This is a genomic window from Nonomuraea terrae (assembly GCF_044465245.1).
In the GTDB taxonomy this organism is placed as follows: Bacteria; Actinomycetota; Actinomycetes; order Streptosporangiales; family Streptosporangiaceae; genus Nonomuraea; species Nonomuraea terrae.
In genome coordinates this window covers 38041-52818 of the sequence record NZ_JBITLL010000006.1, presented here as the reverse complement: position 1 = coordinate 52818, position 14778 = coordinate 38041, and the positions used below count along the sequence as shown (strand labels likewise).

Genomic DNA, 14778 nt, shown 5'->3' with positions numbered 1-14778 from the left:
CGGCGGACCAAGTGGCAGCCGAATGGCTGGAGGAGAGCTCGCGGGGCCCGCACTGGCTGGGCTTCCTGGCCGACGCGAGCGACCTGCTGGCGGGCACCCTCGACCCCGACATGGTGCCGGCGATCATCGCCCAGGTCGTGGTGCCGCGGCTGTCGAGCTGGTGCGCCGTCTACACCTCCGACCACAGCGGCCCGCCGCGGCTGCTCTACCTCTGGCACGCCGACGAGTCCCGCATCGACGGCCTGCGCGAGCAGCTGTCCGAGATGGACGTCTCGGCCGCCGACACCCGGGTGACCTCCGCGCTCCACCTGGCCGAGTGGCAGGTGCTGGCCGTGCCGCTCACCGCGCGCGGGCGCAGCCTCGGCATGATGTGCCTGGGCCGCACCGACCGCTTCCCCGACGAGGTCATCCAGTTCGCCGACGACATCGGCAGGCGCGCCGCCCTGGCCATGGACAACGCCCGGCTCTACGCCCAGCAGGCCGCCGCCAACCGTGCCCTGCAGCGCAGCCTGCTGCCGCCCAACGAGCCCGAGGTCCCGGGCCTCGACTACGGCGTCATCTACGAGCCCGCCGGAGAGGCCAACGAGGTGGGCGGCGACTTCTACGACCTGTTCAAGGCGGGCGACGACTCCTGGCGCTTCGCGATCGGCGACGTGTGCGGCACCGGGCCGGAGGCCGCCGCCGTGACCGGTCTGGCCCGCCACACGCTGCGCCTGCTCGCCCGCGAGGGGTACGGCGTCGCGGCGGTGCTCGGCCGCCTCAACCAGGCGATCCTGGAGGAGGGCGAACGCGCGCGCTTCCTGACGCTGCTGCACGGCGACATCACGCCCGTCGAGAGCGGCCTGGAGGTACGCCTGGTCTCGGCCGGCCACCCCGAGGCGCTGCGGCTGCGACCCAACGGCAAGGTCGAGTCGGTCACCACGCCGCAGTCGCTGCTCGGCGTCTTCCACGAGGTCGTGTTCGAGGCCGACACCGTCCATCTCGACCACGGCGACGTGCTGCTGGCCGTGACCGACGGCGTCACCGAGCGCCGCTCCGGCGGGCGGCTGCTCGACGACGACGGCGGCCTGGCCAAGATGTTGTCCGAGTGCGCCGGCCTGTCAGCCAGGGCGGTGGCCGAGCGGATCCGCAGGGGCGCGGCCGAGTTCGCCGCCGAGCCGAGCGCCGACGACCTGGCCATCGTGGTGCTGCGCGCCCGCTGAGCCCTAACCGTCGATCTTCACGGCGGTCGTGTGCTTGCGGGCGAACTCCAGCTGCCGCGCCGTCTGGGTGATGCGCTCCGCGACCACGAGCGAGGCCCCGATGGCGTCGTAGGTGTAGACCTCGTGCTCGCTGCCGTGCTCGGCGAGCTTGGCGACGTACTTCTCGATCTGGCGCAGCGGGCAGCGGCAGTCGTTCTGGCCGGCCAGGATCAGCAGCGGGCTCTTGACCTGGTCGACGTACGTGATGGGGGAGCTGGCGGCGTACCGCTCGGGCTGTTCGGCGGGTGAGCCGCCGAGCAGGGCGCGATGGAAGGCGCGCAGGCTCTCCGACTCGTCCTCGTACGAGGTGTGGTGGCAGGCGATCGGCACGGCGGCGATGCCGGCCGCCCAGAGGCCGGGCTGGGTGCCGAGGCCGAGCAGCGTGAGATAGCCGCCCCAGGCCGTGCCGGCCAGCACCATCCTGGCCGGGTCGGAGATGCCCTGCTCGACCACCCACTGCCGCACGGCCGCCACGTCGGCGAGCTCGATGTGACCCACCTCGTCGCGTAACGCGTCGCGCCAGGCCGATCCGTAGCCGGTGGACCCGCGGTAGTTGACCCGGACAACCGCGAACCCGGCGTCCACCCAGGCCGCGACCTCGGGCGAGAACGCGTCGCGGTCGTGCGCGTCGGGGCCGCCGTGCAGCAGGAAGACCGTGGGGAAAGGCGCGATGCCCGTCTCGGGTTTGGAGACGAGCGCGTGGACGCGTCCGCCCGCGCCCTCGACGTCGATGTCCTGGACGGGGACGCTCGGCGGGGCCGGCGGGCCGCTGGGGTTGACCACGACCTGGCCGGTGCTGGAGCGGATGACCGGCGGGTGCGAGCCGCTCGACCAGGAGTACTCGACGTGGCCGCCGGGCCGGGGCGCGGCCTCCTCGATCACGCCGTGGGGCGTGTCGATGAGCGTCAGGCCGCCGCCGGCGAGGTCGTAGCGGTGCAGGTGGGTGCGGGCCCGGTGGTCGCGGACGATGAGCAGGCCGCGGCCGTCGTGGTACCACTCGGCGGTCAGCTCGCCCGGGTCGCGCAGCCAGATCTCGCGCTGCTCGCCGGTCACCGGGTCCCACACGAGGGGCTCGCGGCGGTGGCGGCGCTCGTGCAGGGTGAGCAGGCGGCGGTCGCCGGGCACGGGCGCGAAGTCGAGGCCGATCACGCCCTTGGCGGGGCCGTCGTACAGCTCACCGACCTCCTGGCCGTTCTGGCGGACGACGCGCAGGGCCGGGTGACGGAAGTCGCCGTACTCGCCGTGGTTGATCGCGATGAGGGAGCCGTCGAGCGACATGCCGGCGACCCAGGCGGCCTCGGTGTGCTCGTACAGCGTCGTGGCGGGCCTGTCGGGGCGCACCAGGTGGACGCGGAACGCGCCCCCGCCGGCCAGGCTGATCGCGGCCACGCCGGTCGTGGACAGCGCGATGCCGCCCGGCTGGCCCGGCGGCAGTTCGGGGGCCACGGGCTCGTCCGGGCCGCCGGTGAACGGCTGACGCCACCAGCTGCCGTACTCGTCGCCGTCGGTGTCGCCGAACCAGTAGATCCACTGGCCGGTGGGGTCGATCGCGGCGTACGCGGTGCCGCTGGGGCGGTCGGTGACCTGGCGGGTGGCGCCGGTCACCCGGTCCCAGGCGTAGACCTCCCACTTCCCGGTGGCGTTGGAGCGGTAGATGGAGCGGTTGGGGGCCTGGCGCGCCCAGGTCGGCAGCGTCATGCGCGACGCCCGGAACCTGGCCTGCCAGCGTTCCTCCGCCTTCATCGGGGCGCGCCCCCTCCCGTTGATGTCCCGCCGTGGGATGCCGTCCAGTATTGCGCCTGTGTCGGAGAAATACTCGGGAAATGTGGGGGAATTTCGGACTAAATGCCCCATCAGTAACACCAGTTGCAGATGTCCGTCAAGGAACAGCCCTTGATCGGGGAGCGGGCTCGAAGATAGACAGATGAAAGGCGGCGCGAGTCACGACTTTTTCCCGCCTTTTCGCGACATTTCGGGAGATAAAGGTAGCAATTCGTGCGTTCAACGCCTCGGGATCGTGGTGCCACGCGCTCGGGCCCATCCCGATCACCTGGGCGATGTCGTCGTGCCCCAGCTCCATCTCGAACGCGATCGAGCGCCGCTCCACCTCCGTGAACCCCTCCAGGCTCCGGGCCACGCGGTGCTCCTTCTCCTCGTCGACCGAGAGCAGCCCCAGCTCCCGCACCAGCGGGCTGAGGTGGTCGGGCGCGGGGGTGACGACCACCGCGACGCCGCCGGGTCGCAGAACGCGCCGGAACTCGGGCCCGTTCCTGGGCGCGAAAACGTCGATCAGCACGTCGGCCACCCCGCTCCTGATCGGCAGCGGGCGCCACACGTCGGCCACGAACGCCCCTGCCCTGGGATGCACGCGCGCCGCCCGGCGCACAGCGTGTTTCGACACATCGAACGCCATCCCGATGCCATCAGCCACCGCGTCGAGCGCGGCCGCCAGATAATGCCCGGTGCCCGCGCCGGCGTCGACGATCAGCGGCGCGGCCCTGCCCTCCGCGCGGCGATCCTCGACGATGTCCGGTCGCCCCGCGGGAACTCCTGTGCCCGCGACGTAACCGGCCTCCACTTGCGCCCCACGGTACGCCTTCAACTCCTCGCCGTCATTCGTTTCGGGAGAGGACTCACGTTTTTCTGGAACGTTCTCCCCTGCGGCATAAGTCCGTACGGCGTCGGCGACGGCGTGGGCGAGCGGGGCGTAGTGACCCCGGTCGAGGAACGCGGCCCGAGCGGCCACCATCGCGGCGTTGTCGGCGGTGCCGGGCGGCCGGGAGCCGACGAGCAGGCTGACGTATCCCTGCCGGGCGACGTCGAAGGCGTGGCCGTTGCCGCATCGTACGGCGGCGGCGTCGAGCCGCAGGTCGGCCCGGCAGACGGGGCAGATGAGGAAGCGCACGATGTCGGCCAGCATGCGGCCCATTCTGGTGGATGGGCGGGGGCGCTCAGGCGTGCGCGGCTTCGAGGAGGAAGGCGGCGTTGGAGGGCGTCTTGCGAAGCTTGTCGACGAGCATCTCCATGCCCTGCTGCTTGTCGAGGGAGGTGAGCATGCGGCGCAGCCGCCAGACGACCTGCTGCTCGCCGGCGTGCAGCAGGATCTCCTCACGCCGGGTGCCGGAGGCGTCGAGGTCCACGGCGGGGAACAAACGGCGTTCGGCCAGCTCGCGGGTCAGGTGCAGCTCCATGTTGCCGGTGCCCTTGAACTCCTCGTACAGGCTGTTGTCCATGCGCGAGCCCGTGTCCACCAGCGCGGTGGCGAGGATGGTGAGGGAGCCGCCGCCCTCCACGTTGCGGGCGGCGCCGAAGAAGCGCTTGGGCGGGTAGAGGGCGCGGGCGTCGATGCCGCCGCTGAGCACCCGTCCGCCGCTCGGCGCCAGGTTGTTGTACGCCCGCCCGAGCCGGGTCAGCGAGTCGAGCAGCAGCACCACGTCACGACCCGACTCGACGAGCCGCTTGGCCCGTTCGACGGCCAGCTCCGCGACGGCGGCGTGGTCGCGGTCGGGGTGGTCGAAGGTCGAGGAGAAGATCTCGCCGTCGATGCTGGCGCGGATGTCGGTGACCTCCTCGGGCCGCTCGCCCACGAGCACCACCATGAGGTGGACCTCCGGGTGGTTGCGGGTGATCGCGGCGGCCAGCGCCTGCAGGACCATGGTCTTGCCGGCCTTGGGCGGGGCCACGATGAGGCCGCGCTGCCCCTTGCCGATCGGCGCGAACAGGTCGATGACTCGGGTGCTGAGCGACTCGGTCTCGAGCGTGAGACGCTCGGTCGGGTGGACGGGGGTGAGGCCGGCGAACGCGGGCCGCCCGCGCCACTCGGTGAGCCCGTTGACCGTCTCGACCTCGACGAGCTTGTTGCCCGCGAACGACGCGACCACGTGGTCGCCGGGACGTAGGTCGTACTGCCGGACCTTCTCCGGCGTGAGGCGCGCGTCGCCGGCCTGCGGCAGATGCGCGGTCCTAATAAAAGCGGATTTGTCGTGTATGTCCAGCAATCCCGTCACATGACGGATCTGCGTGGACGCACGCTGTTCAGGAATGGTGTGCAAGGACATGCTGAGCCCCTTGAGGGAATGCGCCGGCAGCACGGAAGCGCCGGCGGGATGAGAGAAGAACGGCGGGCCCATGAAGACGCGGGCCGGATGAAAGACCAGCGGAGCGAAGGCTCAACGCTTGGCAGGAACATATCACGCCATCCGCACCACACAACACCTAGCCCTCTGGGACTATTCCCGGGCCGTTCTCCGTGTCTTGCCACCCGCGTGGGCGGCGTACGCGTGACAATGTCTTTCAGCGCACCGTACGGCGAGGAAAATTCCGCGCACGGTGCGGACGGCCCCCATCGGCAAGCGGCGTGCAGGACCCCTGCAACTCGATGAGGGTTCCATGAGACCGGCAGAGACCTTCCTTGGGGGAGCACCATGAAGACCGTCAACCGTTGCCCGCAGTGCCACCACGAGCTCGACGAGGGCCCCATCATGTACCGCTGCGCGCACTGCTGCCGCGCCGTCTACGCCGCCGACCTCGAGAACGAGTTCGTGCCCCGCCGGCCGATCGCCGCCTAGACTCGGCGGATGCCGCATCGCTCGATCACCGTCTCCGGCGTCGAGATCACTCCGCTCTGCGACGCCGTGGGCCCCATGGGGGCGGCGATCGGCCGCCCGCTCACCGAGATGTTCGCCGGCTCCGGGCTCCGCGACGAGCCCTGGGTCCTGCACTTCCACTGCTATCTGCTCCGCGACGCCGCCGGCCGGCTGACCCTGGTCGACACCGGTGTCGGCGCCGCGGACTCCCCGGCGGCGAGCTGGGCGCCCGTCCCCGGCACGCTGGCCGGTGAGCTGGCCGCCGTAGGCGTCGCGCCCGCCGACGTCGGCACCGTGATCCTCACCCACCTCCACAGCGACCACGCCTCCGGCGCCGTCGCCGACGGCAGGCCGGCGTTCGAGAACGCCCGCCACGTCGTCCAGCGGGCCGAGCTGGAGGCCGCCGCCGGCCCGATGCTCGACGACGTCGTCTCCGTGATCAAGGGTCAGCTGCACGCGGTCGAAGGCGACGCCGAGGTCGCGCCGGGCGTGCACGTCCACCTCGCGCCCGGACACACCCCCGGCCACCAGATCGTCCGCGCCGGTGAGGTGGCCATGACCGGCGATCTGGTGCTCCACCCGGTGCAACTGGCCGATCCCGCCATCCCGTACCTCTACGACGACGACCCCGAGGCCGCCGCGCGCACGCGGGCCGAGGTGCTGGCCCGGCTCAGGGCCGAGCGCGCGGTCCTCGCCACCGCCCACTTCGGCGAGCCGTTCACCGCCCTCTGAGCGTTACCGCCCGGCCGGCACCGGCTGGTCGGCCAGGAGAGCCGAGGGCAGTGCCACCCGCGCGGTCAGCCCTCCGTACGGCGAGACCGCCAGGGTGACCTTGATGTCGTGCCGGGCGGCCAGCCGGGAGACCACGAACAGCCCGAGTCGGTCGCTCTGGGCCAGGTCGAACTCCGGGGTGCGGACCAGCCGGTCGTTGAGCTCGTCCAGCTCGGTGCGCGGCAGGCCGAGCCCGCGGTCCTCCACCTCGATCACGAAGCCGTGCGGGGTGGTCGAGCTGCGCACGTCCACCCGGGTCTGCGGCGGGGAGAAGAGGGTGGCGTTCTCGACCAGCTCCGCCAGCAGATGGGCCACGTCGGTGACCACCGAGCCGAGCAGCGCGACCGGCGGCGGCTGGAGCACCTCGACCCGCTCGTACTCCTCGACCTCGGCCACGGCGGCGCGGATCACGTCGTGGATGGGCACCGGGTTGCGCCAGCCGCGGCCAGGGGCCTGGTCCGACAGGATGATGAGGCTCTCGGCGTGCCGGCGCATGCGGGTGGTGAGGTGGTCGAGCTTGAACAGGTCGGCCAGGATCTCCGGCTGCTCGGTGGCCCGCTCCATGCCGTCGAGCTGGAGCAGCTGGCGGTGCAGCAGCGACTGGTTGCGCCGGGCCAGGTTGACGAAGACCTGGCTGACGCCGTGGCGCAGCCGCGCCTGGTCGACGGCGGCCTCGACGGCCGTGGACTGCACCTCGTTGAAGGCATGGACGATGTCGGCGATCTCCGAGGTGGCCGTGTCGACGCGCAGGGGCGCGCTCTCGTCGGCGGTGGGCGGCTCGGTGCTCGTCCGCAGCCGGCGCACGAGCCCGGCCAGGCGCACGTCGGCGAGCTCGGTGGCGGCGTCGCGCAGCCCGGCCAGCTCGCGCACCAGGCGCTTGCGGAAGCGCAGCGAGATCAGCACGGACGCGACGACGACGATCAGGCCGGCGCCGCCCGCGACGCCGAGCTTGACGAGCATGCCGACGGCCGTCGGGGTCACCCGGTCGGTGATGCCCTTCACGGCGGCGGCCTGGTTGCGTTCGACGGCGGCCCACAGGTTCTGGCCGTCGATGGGCCAGGTGGCCGCGGCGGCGGGCAGGCCGTCGTCGGAGCTCGTGCTCCTGATGACGTCCTCGGCGGCCAGGAACTCCAGGTAGGCCGGTGAGGCGGCCATCTCCTCGTAGGCGCCGCGCAGGCCGCCGTCGAGGTGGGAGAGCGCCTGCGTGTACAGCAGCCGCCTGGTGGCCGCCATCTCCGCGAACGCCGCCCGCTCGCGGATCCCGACCCGGGCCTGGTCGAGCAGCACGGCGATCAGCGCCCGCTCGCGCGACAACATCTCCTTGGCCTCGCCCAGCATGGTCACCGCGCGGGCCTGCCGAAAGAGGGACATGTCGGGCACCAGGACCATGGCGTCGTACATGCGGAAGGACGCGTCCACGATGTCGCTGTAGCGGGCGATGACCTCCAGCGGCGTGCGGACGTCGCCGTCCAGCTCGCGGCGGATGTCAGGGAGCCGGGCCAGCCCGCCGTTGAGCGCGGCGAGCTGCGCGGTCATCTGCGGCGACAGCTCGCGCATCCCGCCCGACAGCCTCCGGTACGTCGTCACCGCCCGGTCGGTCTTCCGCCGCTGATCGGCAACCGCGTCGGCGCCCCGGCCGGTGACCAGGAACTCGACCGACACCAGCCGCTCGGCCTGCAGCTCGATGTTGACCTGCTCGGACGGGGTGGCCACGTTGGTCGCCAGGTCGTTGATCGCCAGCAGCCGCAGGCCGTCGACGCCGGTCAGACTCGCGGCGAACGCCCACAGGCCCGCCAGGGACAGCAGCGGCACGAGCAGGAGGGCGAGCAGCTTGAGCGCGATGGGACGGCCACGCGTGGGGGGCATGCGACCTCCGGATGCATGATGAGATCGCCTCGCAGAGTACACCCCCTTGGAAAGGATTCCTGTGCGTCTTCCACGTTCGTTCGCCGGGTGGACCATCGCGGTCTTCGGCGTTCTGGCCTTCGCGCTCGGCCTGCTCGGCCTGATCTCGCCCGACACCATGCTGGCCATGCTGGGCTTCGAGGTGCTCGACGTCCGCCCGGCCGGGGACTACACGTACGTGTACATGGCCGCGTCGTCGATGGCGGCCGTCAACATGGGCGTCTACTACGTGTTCGCCGCCTCTCACGACTACACGCCGTTCTTCCGGTGGACGGTGCCGTTCCGGCTGGTGACGTTCACGGTGTTCACGTCGCTCGTGCTGACGGGGGCGGCGCCCGGGGAGTTCTTCGGCGTGGGGCTCTGGGAGGGGCTGGGCGCGCTGATCACCGGCTTCGCGCTCTGGCGCGAGGGCAAGCTGCTGCCCTCGCGCCAGGAGGCGCCCGCCGCGTGACCGCTCAGTGGCGGTTGTCGGAGCCGCGGGCGACGAGACGGTCGCCGGCCGCGGGCTCGTGCTCGCGTTCGGCGCGTTCGGCGTGCTCGGCGTGCTCGCGCTCGGCGTGCTCGCGCTGCAGCTTCCGTTCGAGCTCGCGCTTCTCGTCCTCCAGCCGGGCAACCCGGCTGGAGGCCTCGGCCTTGGCGCTGCGAAGCCGGCGGTGTTTCCTCGCGGTCCTGCGCGAACCCGAGCTCAGCAGCCACAGGCCCAGCGTCAGGACGGCCGCGCTGGCCGCCCCGGCCAGGAACATCTCCACGTGGTTGAGCTCGAAGGTGTATCCGAACAGGACGTACCTGGTGCTCTCCTCAGTGAGCACCAGGTAGAGAGCACCGCCGGCGAGCAGGGCCAGGATCAGTCCCAGCACGATCATCCAACTCACCCCTTGTCGTCAGAGAGGGGTTTCCACTTCCCGGAGATCGACGGGATATGCGGATTTTCAGGGCTTGTCGACGAGCGAGAGCAGGATTTCCAGGGGCATCGAGCCGGGCGGACGCTTCTCCCGGGCGAACCTGTCGGCCTCGCGCCGCAGCACCTCGTTGACCGGTGCCGGCACGCCGTGCTCGCGTCCGAGCAGCACGATCTCGCCGTTGAGATAGTCGGCCTCGATGGAGCCGCTGCCCCGCGCCAGGCTCTGCCAGGACGACCCCCCGCCCCGCTCGACGCCCTCGACGGGACGGGCGTCGACCTGGTGGCCGCGCACCTCGGCCTCCTCCTCGGGCGTGGAGTAGGCGATGCCGGCCCGCTCCAGCACGGTGCGGGCCTCGGCGCGGGCGCGTTCGGCCACCTCGGACGCGCCCTGTGCGCGGCCGACGAGCGCGTCGACGGCGTTGGCCAGGTTGCCGAGCAGTTTGCCGTACTTCCAGCGCATCACGTCGGGCGTGGCGCGGGCCACCAGGCCGTGCTTGCCGAGGTCGGTGACGATCTGGTGGCCGAGGTCGTCCACACCCTGGGGATAACGGCCGACGTGCAGCATGCCCGAGTAGGGATGGCCGGTGGCCACGACGACGCCCGGCTCCAGGTGCTGGGCGGGCAGCCACACGCACATGCCGTAGACGCGCTCGAACCGGCGCAGGACCATGCGCTCGTTGGCGACGCCGTTCTGGGCGCACACCACGGGCAGGTCGTGCGGCCAGGGGTCGAGCGCGGCGATGGTGTCCTGCGACTTGGTCGCGAGGATGAGCACGTCGTCGTCGCCCGTGGGCACGGGGCCGTCGGCGGCCGGGATGTCGAGGGTCTCGTCGGACTCGGGGGTGATCAGGCGCAGGCCGTCACGTCTGAGAGCGTCGTAGTGGGCTCCGCGCGCCACCAGGAGGACGTCGTGCCCGCCCTGGTGGAGGCGGGCCCCGATGGTGCCGCCGACTGCTCCTGCTCCGACCACGATGTAGCGCATGGTCAGAGGATGGCACTGCTCACTTGGCGAGCGCCACTTGCCTCTGCGGGGCCACGGCAGTGCCGCGCGACCGCTCTCGCATGATCGTCTTCAGGACGCGCCAGCCGTCGCGGACCGCGTGCAGGTTGCTGTCGCCGTGGATGCGCGAGCGCTCGTGGCTGGGGATCTCGCGGATGACGAGGCCGGCCTGGGCGGCGCGGACGTTCATCAGGGTCTCGATCTCGAAGCCGTCGCAGTCGAGGCCGAGGGCGTCGAGGTGGTGGGCCCAGAAGGCGTTGTAGCCGTAGCAGAGGTCGGTGTAGCGGGTGCCGTAGAGCAGGTTGGTCAGCGTGGTGAGGGCCTTGTTGCCGAGCGAGCGGATCGCACTGAGGTCGTCCGAGCCGCCACCAGGGGCGTGCCGGGAGCCCTTGGCGAAGTCGGCGCCGTCGACCAGCGCGGTGACGAACGAGTGGATCTCGCGGCCGTCGGTGGAGCCGTCGGCGTCGATCATGACGATGATGTCGCCCCGGGCGGCCTGGAAGCCCTCGATGAGAGCGTTGCCCTTGCCGCGCCGGGTCTGCACGACGACCCGGAGGTCGGGGCGCAGCCCGCGCGCCACGGCGACGGTGTCGTCCGTCGAGTTGCCGTCGACCAGGATCACCTCGTCGATCCAGTCGGGCAGCGTGGCGAAGACGTGAGGAAGGTTCTCGGCTTCGTTCATCGCGGGGACGATGACACTGACGCTGGCGGCGAAAGGCGGCTTGTTCATGAAATCAAGGTCCCCCGCCGGACATGCAATTGGCTTGAAATCTTCTTGCAGCCACCGAATTTCGGTTGATATTTCAGGGAATTTCGGCCTCGGCGGATCGGGAAATGATCTCCTCGACCGTCTCCTCGGCGGTCTGGCGCGAGGTGTCCAGCCACAGCCCGAGGCGCGGCGTCTCGCCCCGCAGCACCGCGTCGAACTGGGCGATCGTCCATTCGCCGACGTAGCCGGCCTTGTCGCGGGCGCTCTCGCGGCGCGCCACCACCGCCGGGTCGGGAGCCAGAACGACCACATAAAGCGGACGTGTATCGACCAGTTTCGTAAACCGTTCCAGATCCGGGCCGATAATGATGTCCTGGACTATTGACGTAAATCCCGCATTGGCATAGAGGTCCGCCGTATTTGCGGCAATGCGCTGGCGGAGATGGAGCTGGCGGACCTCCTCCTCGCCCATTTCCGGTGTCGGATCGGCACGGCCCCCGACGACCATGCGCCGGAACACGTCACCGCGGACGTGCGCCGAGCGCGGCAGGCGTTCGGCCAGCGCCTGCGCCACGGTGGACTTGCCGGACGCCATGATCCCGGTGATCAGGACGACGCCGTTCATGCCCCCACCAGCTTCCGCACCCGGTCCGCGCCCACCGCCATGAGCAGCGTGGGCAGCCTGGGGCCGGTGTCACGGCCCACGAGCAGCCGGTAGAGGAGGGCGAAGAACTCCCGCTGGGCGGCCTTCAGCTCGGGCGTGGCCGGGGCGTCGGCCGGCAGCCCGGCCAGGCGCTTCGGCACGCCGTAGACGAGGGTGGTCAGGCCGTCGAGGGTCCAGTCGTCGAGGCCGTCGGCCAGCAGGCGCAGCGCCTCACCCTCGTCGCCGCCGAGCGAGGCGAGCAGCTCGTGGTCGGGCGTCTCGCGCACGCGCGTGCGCTGGTCGGCCGGCAGGTGGCCGTCGACCCAGCGCTGGGCGCGGTCGAGGCGGGGGCGGGCCGCGTCGAGCGAGGGCACGCCGTCGAGGTCGCGCAGGATGCGTAGGGTCTGGCCGGCGTGGCCGGTGGTGATGTCGGCGACGGAGGCGAGCGTGCGGTAGGGGACCGGGTGGGGGGTGGCAGGGAGCGGGGCCTGCGCCGTGCGCACCGCCCGGTGGTAGGCCGCCAGCTCGGCGGGCTGGGCGCGGCCCTCGCCGACCTTGCGGCCCAGGGCGTCCCACTCGTCGTAGAGGCGGTGGATCTCCTGGTCGAAGGCGATCTTGAAGGACTGGGCGGGCTTGCGGCGGGCGTACAGCCAGCGCAGCACCGGCGCCTCCATGATCTCCAGCGCGTCGGCCGGGATCGGCACGTCGCCCTTGGAGCTGCTCATCTTGGCCATGCCGGTGATGCCGACGAAGGCGTACATCGGGCCGATGGGCTGCTGCCCGCCGAACACCTCGCCGACGATCTGGCCGCCGACGACCCACGCCGAGCCGGGCGAGTGGTGGTCGACGCCGGACGGCTCGAACACCACGCCCTCATAGGCCCAGCGCATCGGCCAGTCGACCTTCCACACCAGCTTGCCGCGGTCGTGCTCGGCGAGCCGGACGGTCTCGCCGAAGCCGCACTCGCAGGTGTAGGCCAGCTCGGTCGTCTCGTCGTCGTACGCGGTGACCGTCGTCAGATCGCGCCCGCACAACTCGCAGTACGGCCGGTACGGGAAATAGTCCTGCTCATCGGGCTCGTCGGGCTCTCCGGCACGGGTCCGGTAGCGCGAGAGCACGGCGTCGATCTTCGCGCGCTCGCGCATGGCCAGCAGGATCTGCTCGCGGTAGGCGCCCGAGGTGTACTGCTCGGTCTGGCTGATGGCGCGCACCTCGACGCCCAGCTCCGCCAGCGCCTCGACCATGGGTGCCTTGAAGTGCTCGGCCCAGTTGGCGTGGGGACTCCCGGGAGGCGCCGGCACCGAGGTCAGCGGCTTGCCGATGTGCTCGGCCCAGGAGGGGTCGACGCCCGCGGGGACGCGGCGGAAACGGTCGTAGTCGTCCCACGACAGCAGGTGGACGCACTCCAGGCCACGCCGCCTGATCTCGTCGGCGACCAGGTGGGGGGTCATGACCTCGCGCAGGTTGCCCAGGTGGATGGGGCCTGACGGGCTGAGCCCTGAGGCGCAGACGATGGCTTTGCCCGGGGCGCGCCTCTCCGCCTCGGCTATCACGTCGTCCGCGAACCTGGAGACCCAGTCGGTCTCGGCACTTTCCGCCATCGCGCCATTCTTGCGGCTTCGCGCGTTCCAAGCCAACGCGTATGCGCTATCAGGCCGCGCGCGTGCGGTTCTGCCGGCCGAGCGCGGCCAGCACGGCGGGCGGGTCGATGACGCCGTAGCCGTAGTCGTGGTCGAAGCCGACCGTGCTGCGGTCGTCGGCGGTGCGGTGGAGCAGGGTGCGCAGCTGGGAGGGCGACAGCGCGGCGGCCGACCTGCGGGTGCGGACGGCCGCGACCACCCCGGCGGCGACCGGGCAGGAGGCGGAGGTGCCGGTGTCGGCGGCGCCGATGGCCTCGGATCCGGCGAAGTGGGTGTAGGCGCACAGGTCGGGCTTGTGCTCCGACAACCGCCCGGGGCCCTGGGAGGAGTAACCGACGCGCTCGCCGCGTACGTCGACGCCGCCGACGGACAGCACGGCCGGGTGGGAGTTGGCGCCCGCGATCGGCCGCTCGTGGAACCCGCAGGAGGCGTCGGGGCAGTCGCGGCCGCAGTTGCCCGCCGCGAAGAGGATGTCGGCGCCCGCGCCCTCCAGGCTGCCCACGATCACGTTGAACGGGTGGGCAGGGTTGTCGGAGTAGTTGCCCGGATGGCCGGGCGGGAAGTCCGTGTCGGGCGAGGCGAGACCCCAGCTGTTGCTGACCACGAGCGCCCGGGAGTCGGCCGGCATGGCCCGCAGCACGCCGTCGAGGTGGGAGTAGGCGGCCACCGCGTCGGACAGCAGCCCTTCGGCCGAGCTCTCCCGGCTGAGCAGCACTGGAAGGTCGAGCAGGGTGGCCTTGGGCGCGGCGAGCAGCGCGTCGAAGGCGCACATGGAGCCGTGGGTGACCGGGTAGCGCCCGGGGTTCTTGGCCACGCCCGGCGGGGCCCAGCTGCGCGCGGCGTCGACGGTGACGTCGTGGCCGATACGGGCGGCGATGTGGTCGGCGTTGACGCCGGTGTCGACGATCGCCAGGGTGACGCCCTCGCCGTCGTGGCCGGACGACCACAGGTCGTAGGTGTTCAGCAGCCGTCTGACCTGCTCCCAGTCGCCGGCGGGGCCGTCGCCGGCGCAGGTGAGGTGGCTGCGGATGGCCGGGTCGGCGAAGACGCCGGTGACCTCGCGGACGGACGACGACAGCAGCACCGGGCGGGTGGCGAGCTCGGCGTCGGAGATCTCGCCGCGGACGAGGACGGAGGCGTGCTCGGGCGCCGTCGAGAACTCCGCCCGCTGGTACGGCGACAGCCCGGTGACCGGCCGCGGCACGGCCACCGGCGGGTACGTCTCGTCGAGCAGGACCCCGGGCAGGTCGGTGACGACGTCGGCGACCGTGCTGCGCACGCTCGCGTCGAGCACGGACGCGACGACGTCGGGGGCGGGACGGAGCTGGATCAGGACGCGCATGGGAACCTCTCTGTTACCGACTTATTACTGTCGGTAATCA

Annotated in this window: 14 protein-coding genes; 4 read left to right on the top strand and 10 right to left on the bottom strand. The window is 71.6% G+C overall.

The features are described from left to right. Positions 1-11: 11 nt before the first annotated feature. The gene (locus ACIBP6_RS29440) at positions 12-1202 is read left to right on the top strand and encodes a PP2C family protein-serine/threonine phosphatase (RefSeq protein ID WP_397057145.1); all 1191 of its coding nucleotides are present in this window, start codon (positions 12-14) and stop codon (positions 1200-1202) included. 3 nt (positions 1203-1205) lie between these two features. On the opposite strand, the gene ACIBP6_RS29435 is transcribed toward ACIBP6_RS29440, so the two are convergent. The 3 genes from ACIBP6_RS29435 to rho all read right to left on the bottom strand — a co-directional run bounded on the left by ACIBP6_RS29435 (position 1206) and on the right by rho (position 5299). Further along, complete coding sequence (locus tag ACIBP6_RS29435) at positions 1206-2984, bottom strand: S9 family peptidase (protein ID WP_397057144.1); 1779 nt, start codon at positions 2982-2984, stop codon at positions 1206-1208. A 136-nt stretch (positions 2985-3120) separates the two neighbouring features. Next, positions 3121-4161: a putative RNA methyltransferase gene (locus ACIBP6_RS29430; RefSeq protein WP_397057143.1), complete on the bottom strand. Its 1041-nt coding sequence runs from the start codon at positions 4159-4161 to the stop codon at positions 3121-3123. A gap of 31 nt (positions 4162-4192) precedes the next feature. Then, on the bottom strand, positions 4193-5299 hold the full coding sequence (gene rho / locus ACIBP6_RS29425) for a transcription termination factor Rho (protein WP_397057142.1): 1107 nt from the start codon (positions 5297-5299) through the stop codon (positions 4193-4195). 366 nt (positions 5300-5665) lie between these two features. Between rho and ACIBP6_RS29420 the strand changes: the two genes are divergently transcribed. After that, positions 5666-5809, top strand: coding sequence for a hypothetical protein (locus ACIBP6_RS29420; protein ID WP_397057141.1), 144 nt, complete (start codon positions 5666-5668; stop codon positions 5807-5809). A gap of 9 nt (positions 5810-5818) precedes the next feature. After that, a complete protein-coding gene (locus ACIBP6_RS29415) occupies positions 5819-6559 on the top strand; it encodes an MBL fold metallo-hydrolase (RefSeq protein WP_397057140.1) in 741 nt (246 codons plus the stop codon). A 3-nt stretch (positions 6560-6562) separates the two neighbouring features. On the opposite strand, the gene ACIBP6_RS29410 is transcribed toward ACIBP6_RS29415, so the two are convergent. Next, positions 6563-8464 (bottom strand): sensor histidine kinase, encoded by a 1902-nt coding sequence (locus ACIBP6_RS29410; protein ID WP_397057139.1) that lies wholly within the window; start codon positions 8462-8464, stop codon positions 6563-6565. Positions 8465-8525: 61 nt separating this feature from the next. Here ACIBP6_RS29410 and ACIBP6_RS29405 point away from each other — a divergent pair, with 61 nt between their 5' ends. Further along, positions 8526-8954 (top strand): hypothetical protein, encoded by a 429-nt coding sequence (locus ACIBP6_RS29405; protein ID WP_397057138.1) that lies wholly within the window; start codon positions 8526-8528, stop codon positions 8952-8954. A 4-nt stretch (positions 8955-8958) separates the two neighbouring features. On the opposite strand, the gene ACIBP6_RS29400 is transcribed toward ACIBP6_RS29405, so the two are convergent. From ACIBP6_RS29400 to ACIBP6_RS29375, 6 genes are all read right to left on the bottom strand, one after another. Then, the gene (locus tag ACIBP6_RS29400) at positions 8959-9366 is read right to left on the bottom strand and encodes a hypothetical protein (protein ID WP_397057137.1); all 408 of its coding nucleotides are present in this window, start codon (positions 9364-9366) and stop codon (positions 8959-8961) included. Positions 9367-9432: 66 nt separating this feature from the next. After that, positions 9433-10386, bottom strand: coding sequence for a ketopantoate reductase family protein (locus ACIBP6_RS29395; protein WP_397057136.1), 954 nt, complete (start codon positions 10384-10386; stop codon positions 9433-9435). 19 nt (positions 10387-10405) lie between these two features. Next, a complete protein-coding gene (locus ACIBP6_RS29390; RefSeq protein WP_397057135.1) occupies positions 10406-11134 on the bottom strand; it encodes a glycosyltransferase family 2 protein in 729 nt (242 codons plus the stop codon). 73 nt (positions 11135-11207) lie between these two features. Next, positions 11208-11738, bottom strand: coding sequence for an AAA family ATPase (locus ACIBP6_RS29385; protein WP_397057134.1), 531 nt, complete (start codon positions 11736-11738; stop codon positions 11208-11210). Continuing rightward, positions 11735-13357, bottom strand: a complete 1623-nt coding sequence (gene lysS / locus ACIBP6_RS29380; protein WP_397057133.1) for a lysine--tRNA ligase — start codon at positions 13355-13357, stop codon at positions 11735-11737. Before lysS ends, ACIBP6_RS29385 begins: the two co-directional genes overlap by 4 nt. A gap of 49 nt (positions 13358-13406) precedes the next feature. After that, positions 13407-14738 (bottom strand): S8 family serine peptidase, encoded by a 1332-nt coding sequence (locus ACIBP6_RS29375; protein ID WP_397057132.1) that lies wholly within the window; start codon positions 14736-14738, stop codon positions 13407-13409. Positions 14739-14778 lie beyond the last annotated feature (40 nt).

Bases quoted from the DNA above. Each gene is read 5' to 3' on its own strand.
- ACIBP6_RS29410 (WP_397057139.1), bottom strand. From the start codon at position 8,464: ATGCCCCCCACGCGTGGCCGTCCCATCGCGCTCAAGCTGCTCGCCCTC.
- ACIBP6_RS29430 (WP_397057143.1), bottom strand. From the start codon at position 4,161: ATGCTGGCCGACATCGTGCGCTTCCTCATCTGCCCCGTCTGCCGGGCC.
- ACIBP6_RS29400 (WP_397057137.1), bottom strand. From the start codon at position 9,366: ATGATCGTGCTGGGACTGATCCTGGCCCTGCTCGCCGGCGGTGCTCTC.
- ACIBP6_RS29415 (WP_397057140.1), top strand. From the start codon at position 5,819: ATGCCGCATCGCTCGATCACCGTCTCCGGCGTCGAGATCACTCCGCTC.
- ACIBP6_RS29375 (WP_397057132.1), bottom strand. From the start codon at position 14,738: ATGCGCGTCCTGATCCAGCTCCGTCCCGCCCCCGACGTCGTCGCGTCC.
- ACIBP6_RS29435 (WP_397057144.1), bottom strand. From the start codon at position 2,984: ATGAAGGCGGAGGAACGCTGGCAGGCCAGGTTCCGGGCGTCGCGCATG.
- lysS (WP_397057133.1), bottom strand. From the start codon at position 13,357: ATGGCGGAAAGTGCCGAGACCGACTGGGTCTCCAGGTTCGCGGACGAC.
- ACIBP6_RS29395 (WP_397057136.1), bottom strand. From the start codon at position 10,386: ATGCGCTACATCGTGGTCGGAGCAGGAGCAGTCGGCGGCACCATCGGG.
- rho (WP_397057142.1), bottom strand. From the start codon at position 5,299: ATGTCCTTGCACACCATTCCTGAACAGCGTGCGTCCACGCAGATCCGT.
- ACIBP6_RS29390 (WP_397057135.1), bottom strand. From the start codon at position 11,134: ATGAACAAGCCGCCTTTCGCCGCCAGCGTCAGTGTCATCGTCCCCGCG.
- ACIBP6_RS29420 (WP_397057141.1), top strand. From the start codon at position 5,666: ATGAAGACCGTCAACCGTTGCCCGCAGTGCCACCACGAGCTCGACGAG.
- ACIBP6_RS29385 (WP_397057134.1), bottom strand. From the start codon at position 11,738: ATGAACGGCGTCGTCCTGATCACCGGGATCATGGCGTCCGGCAAGTCC.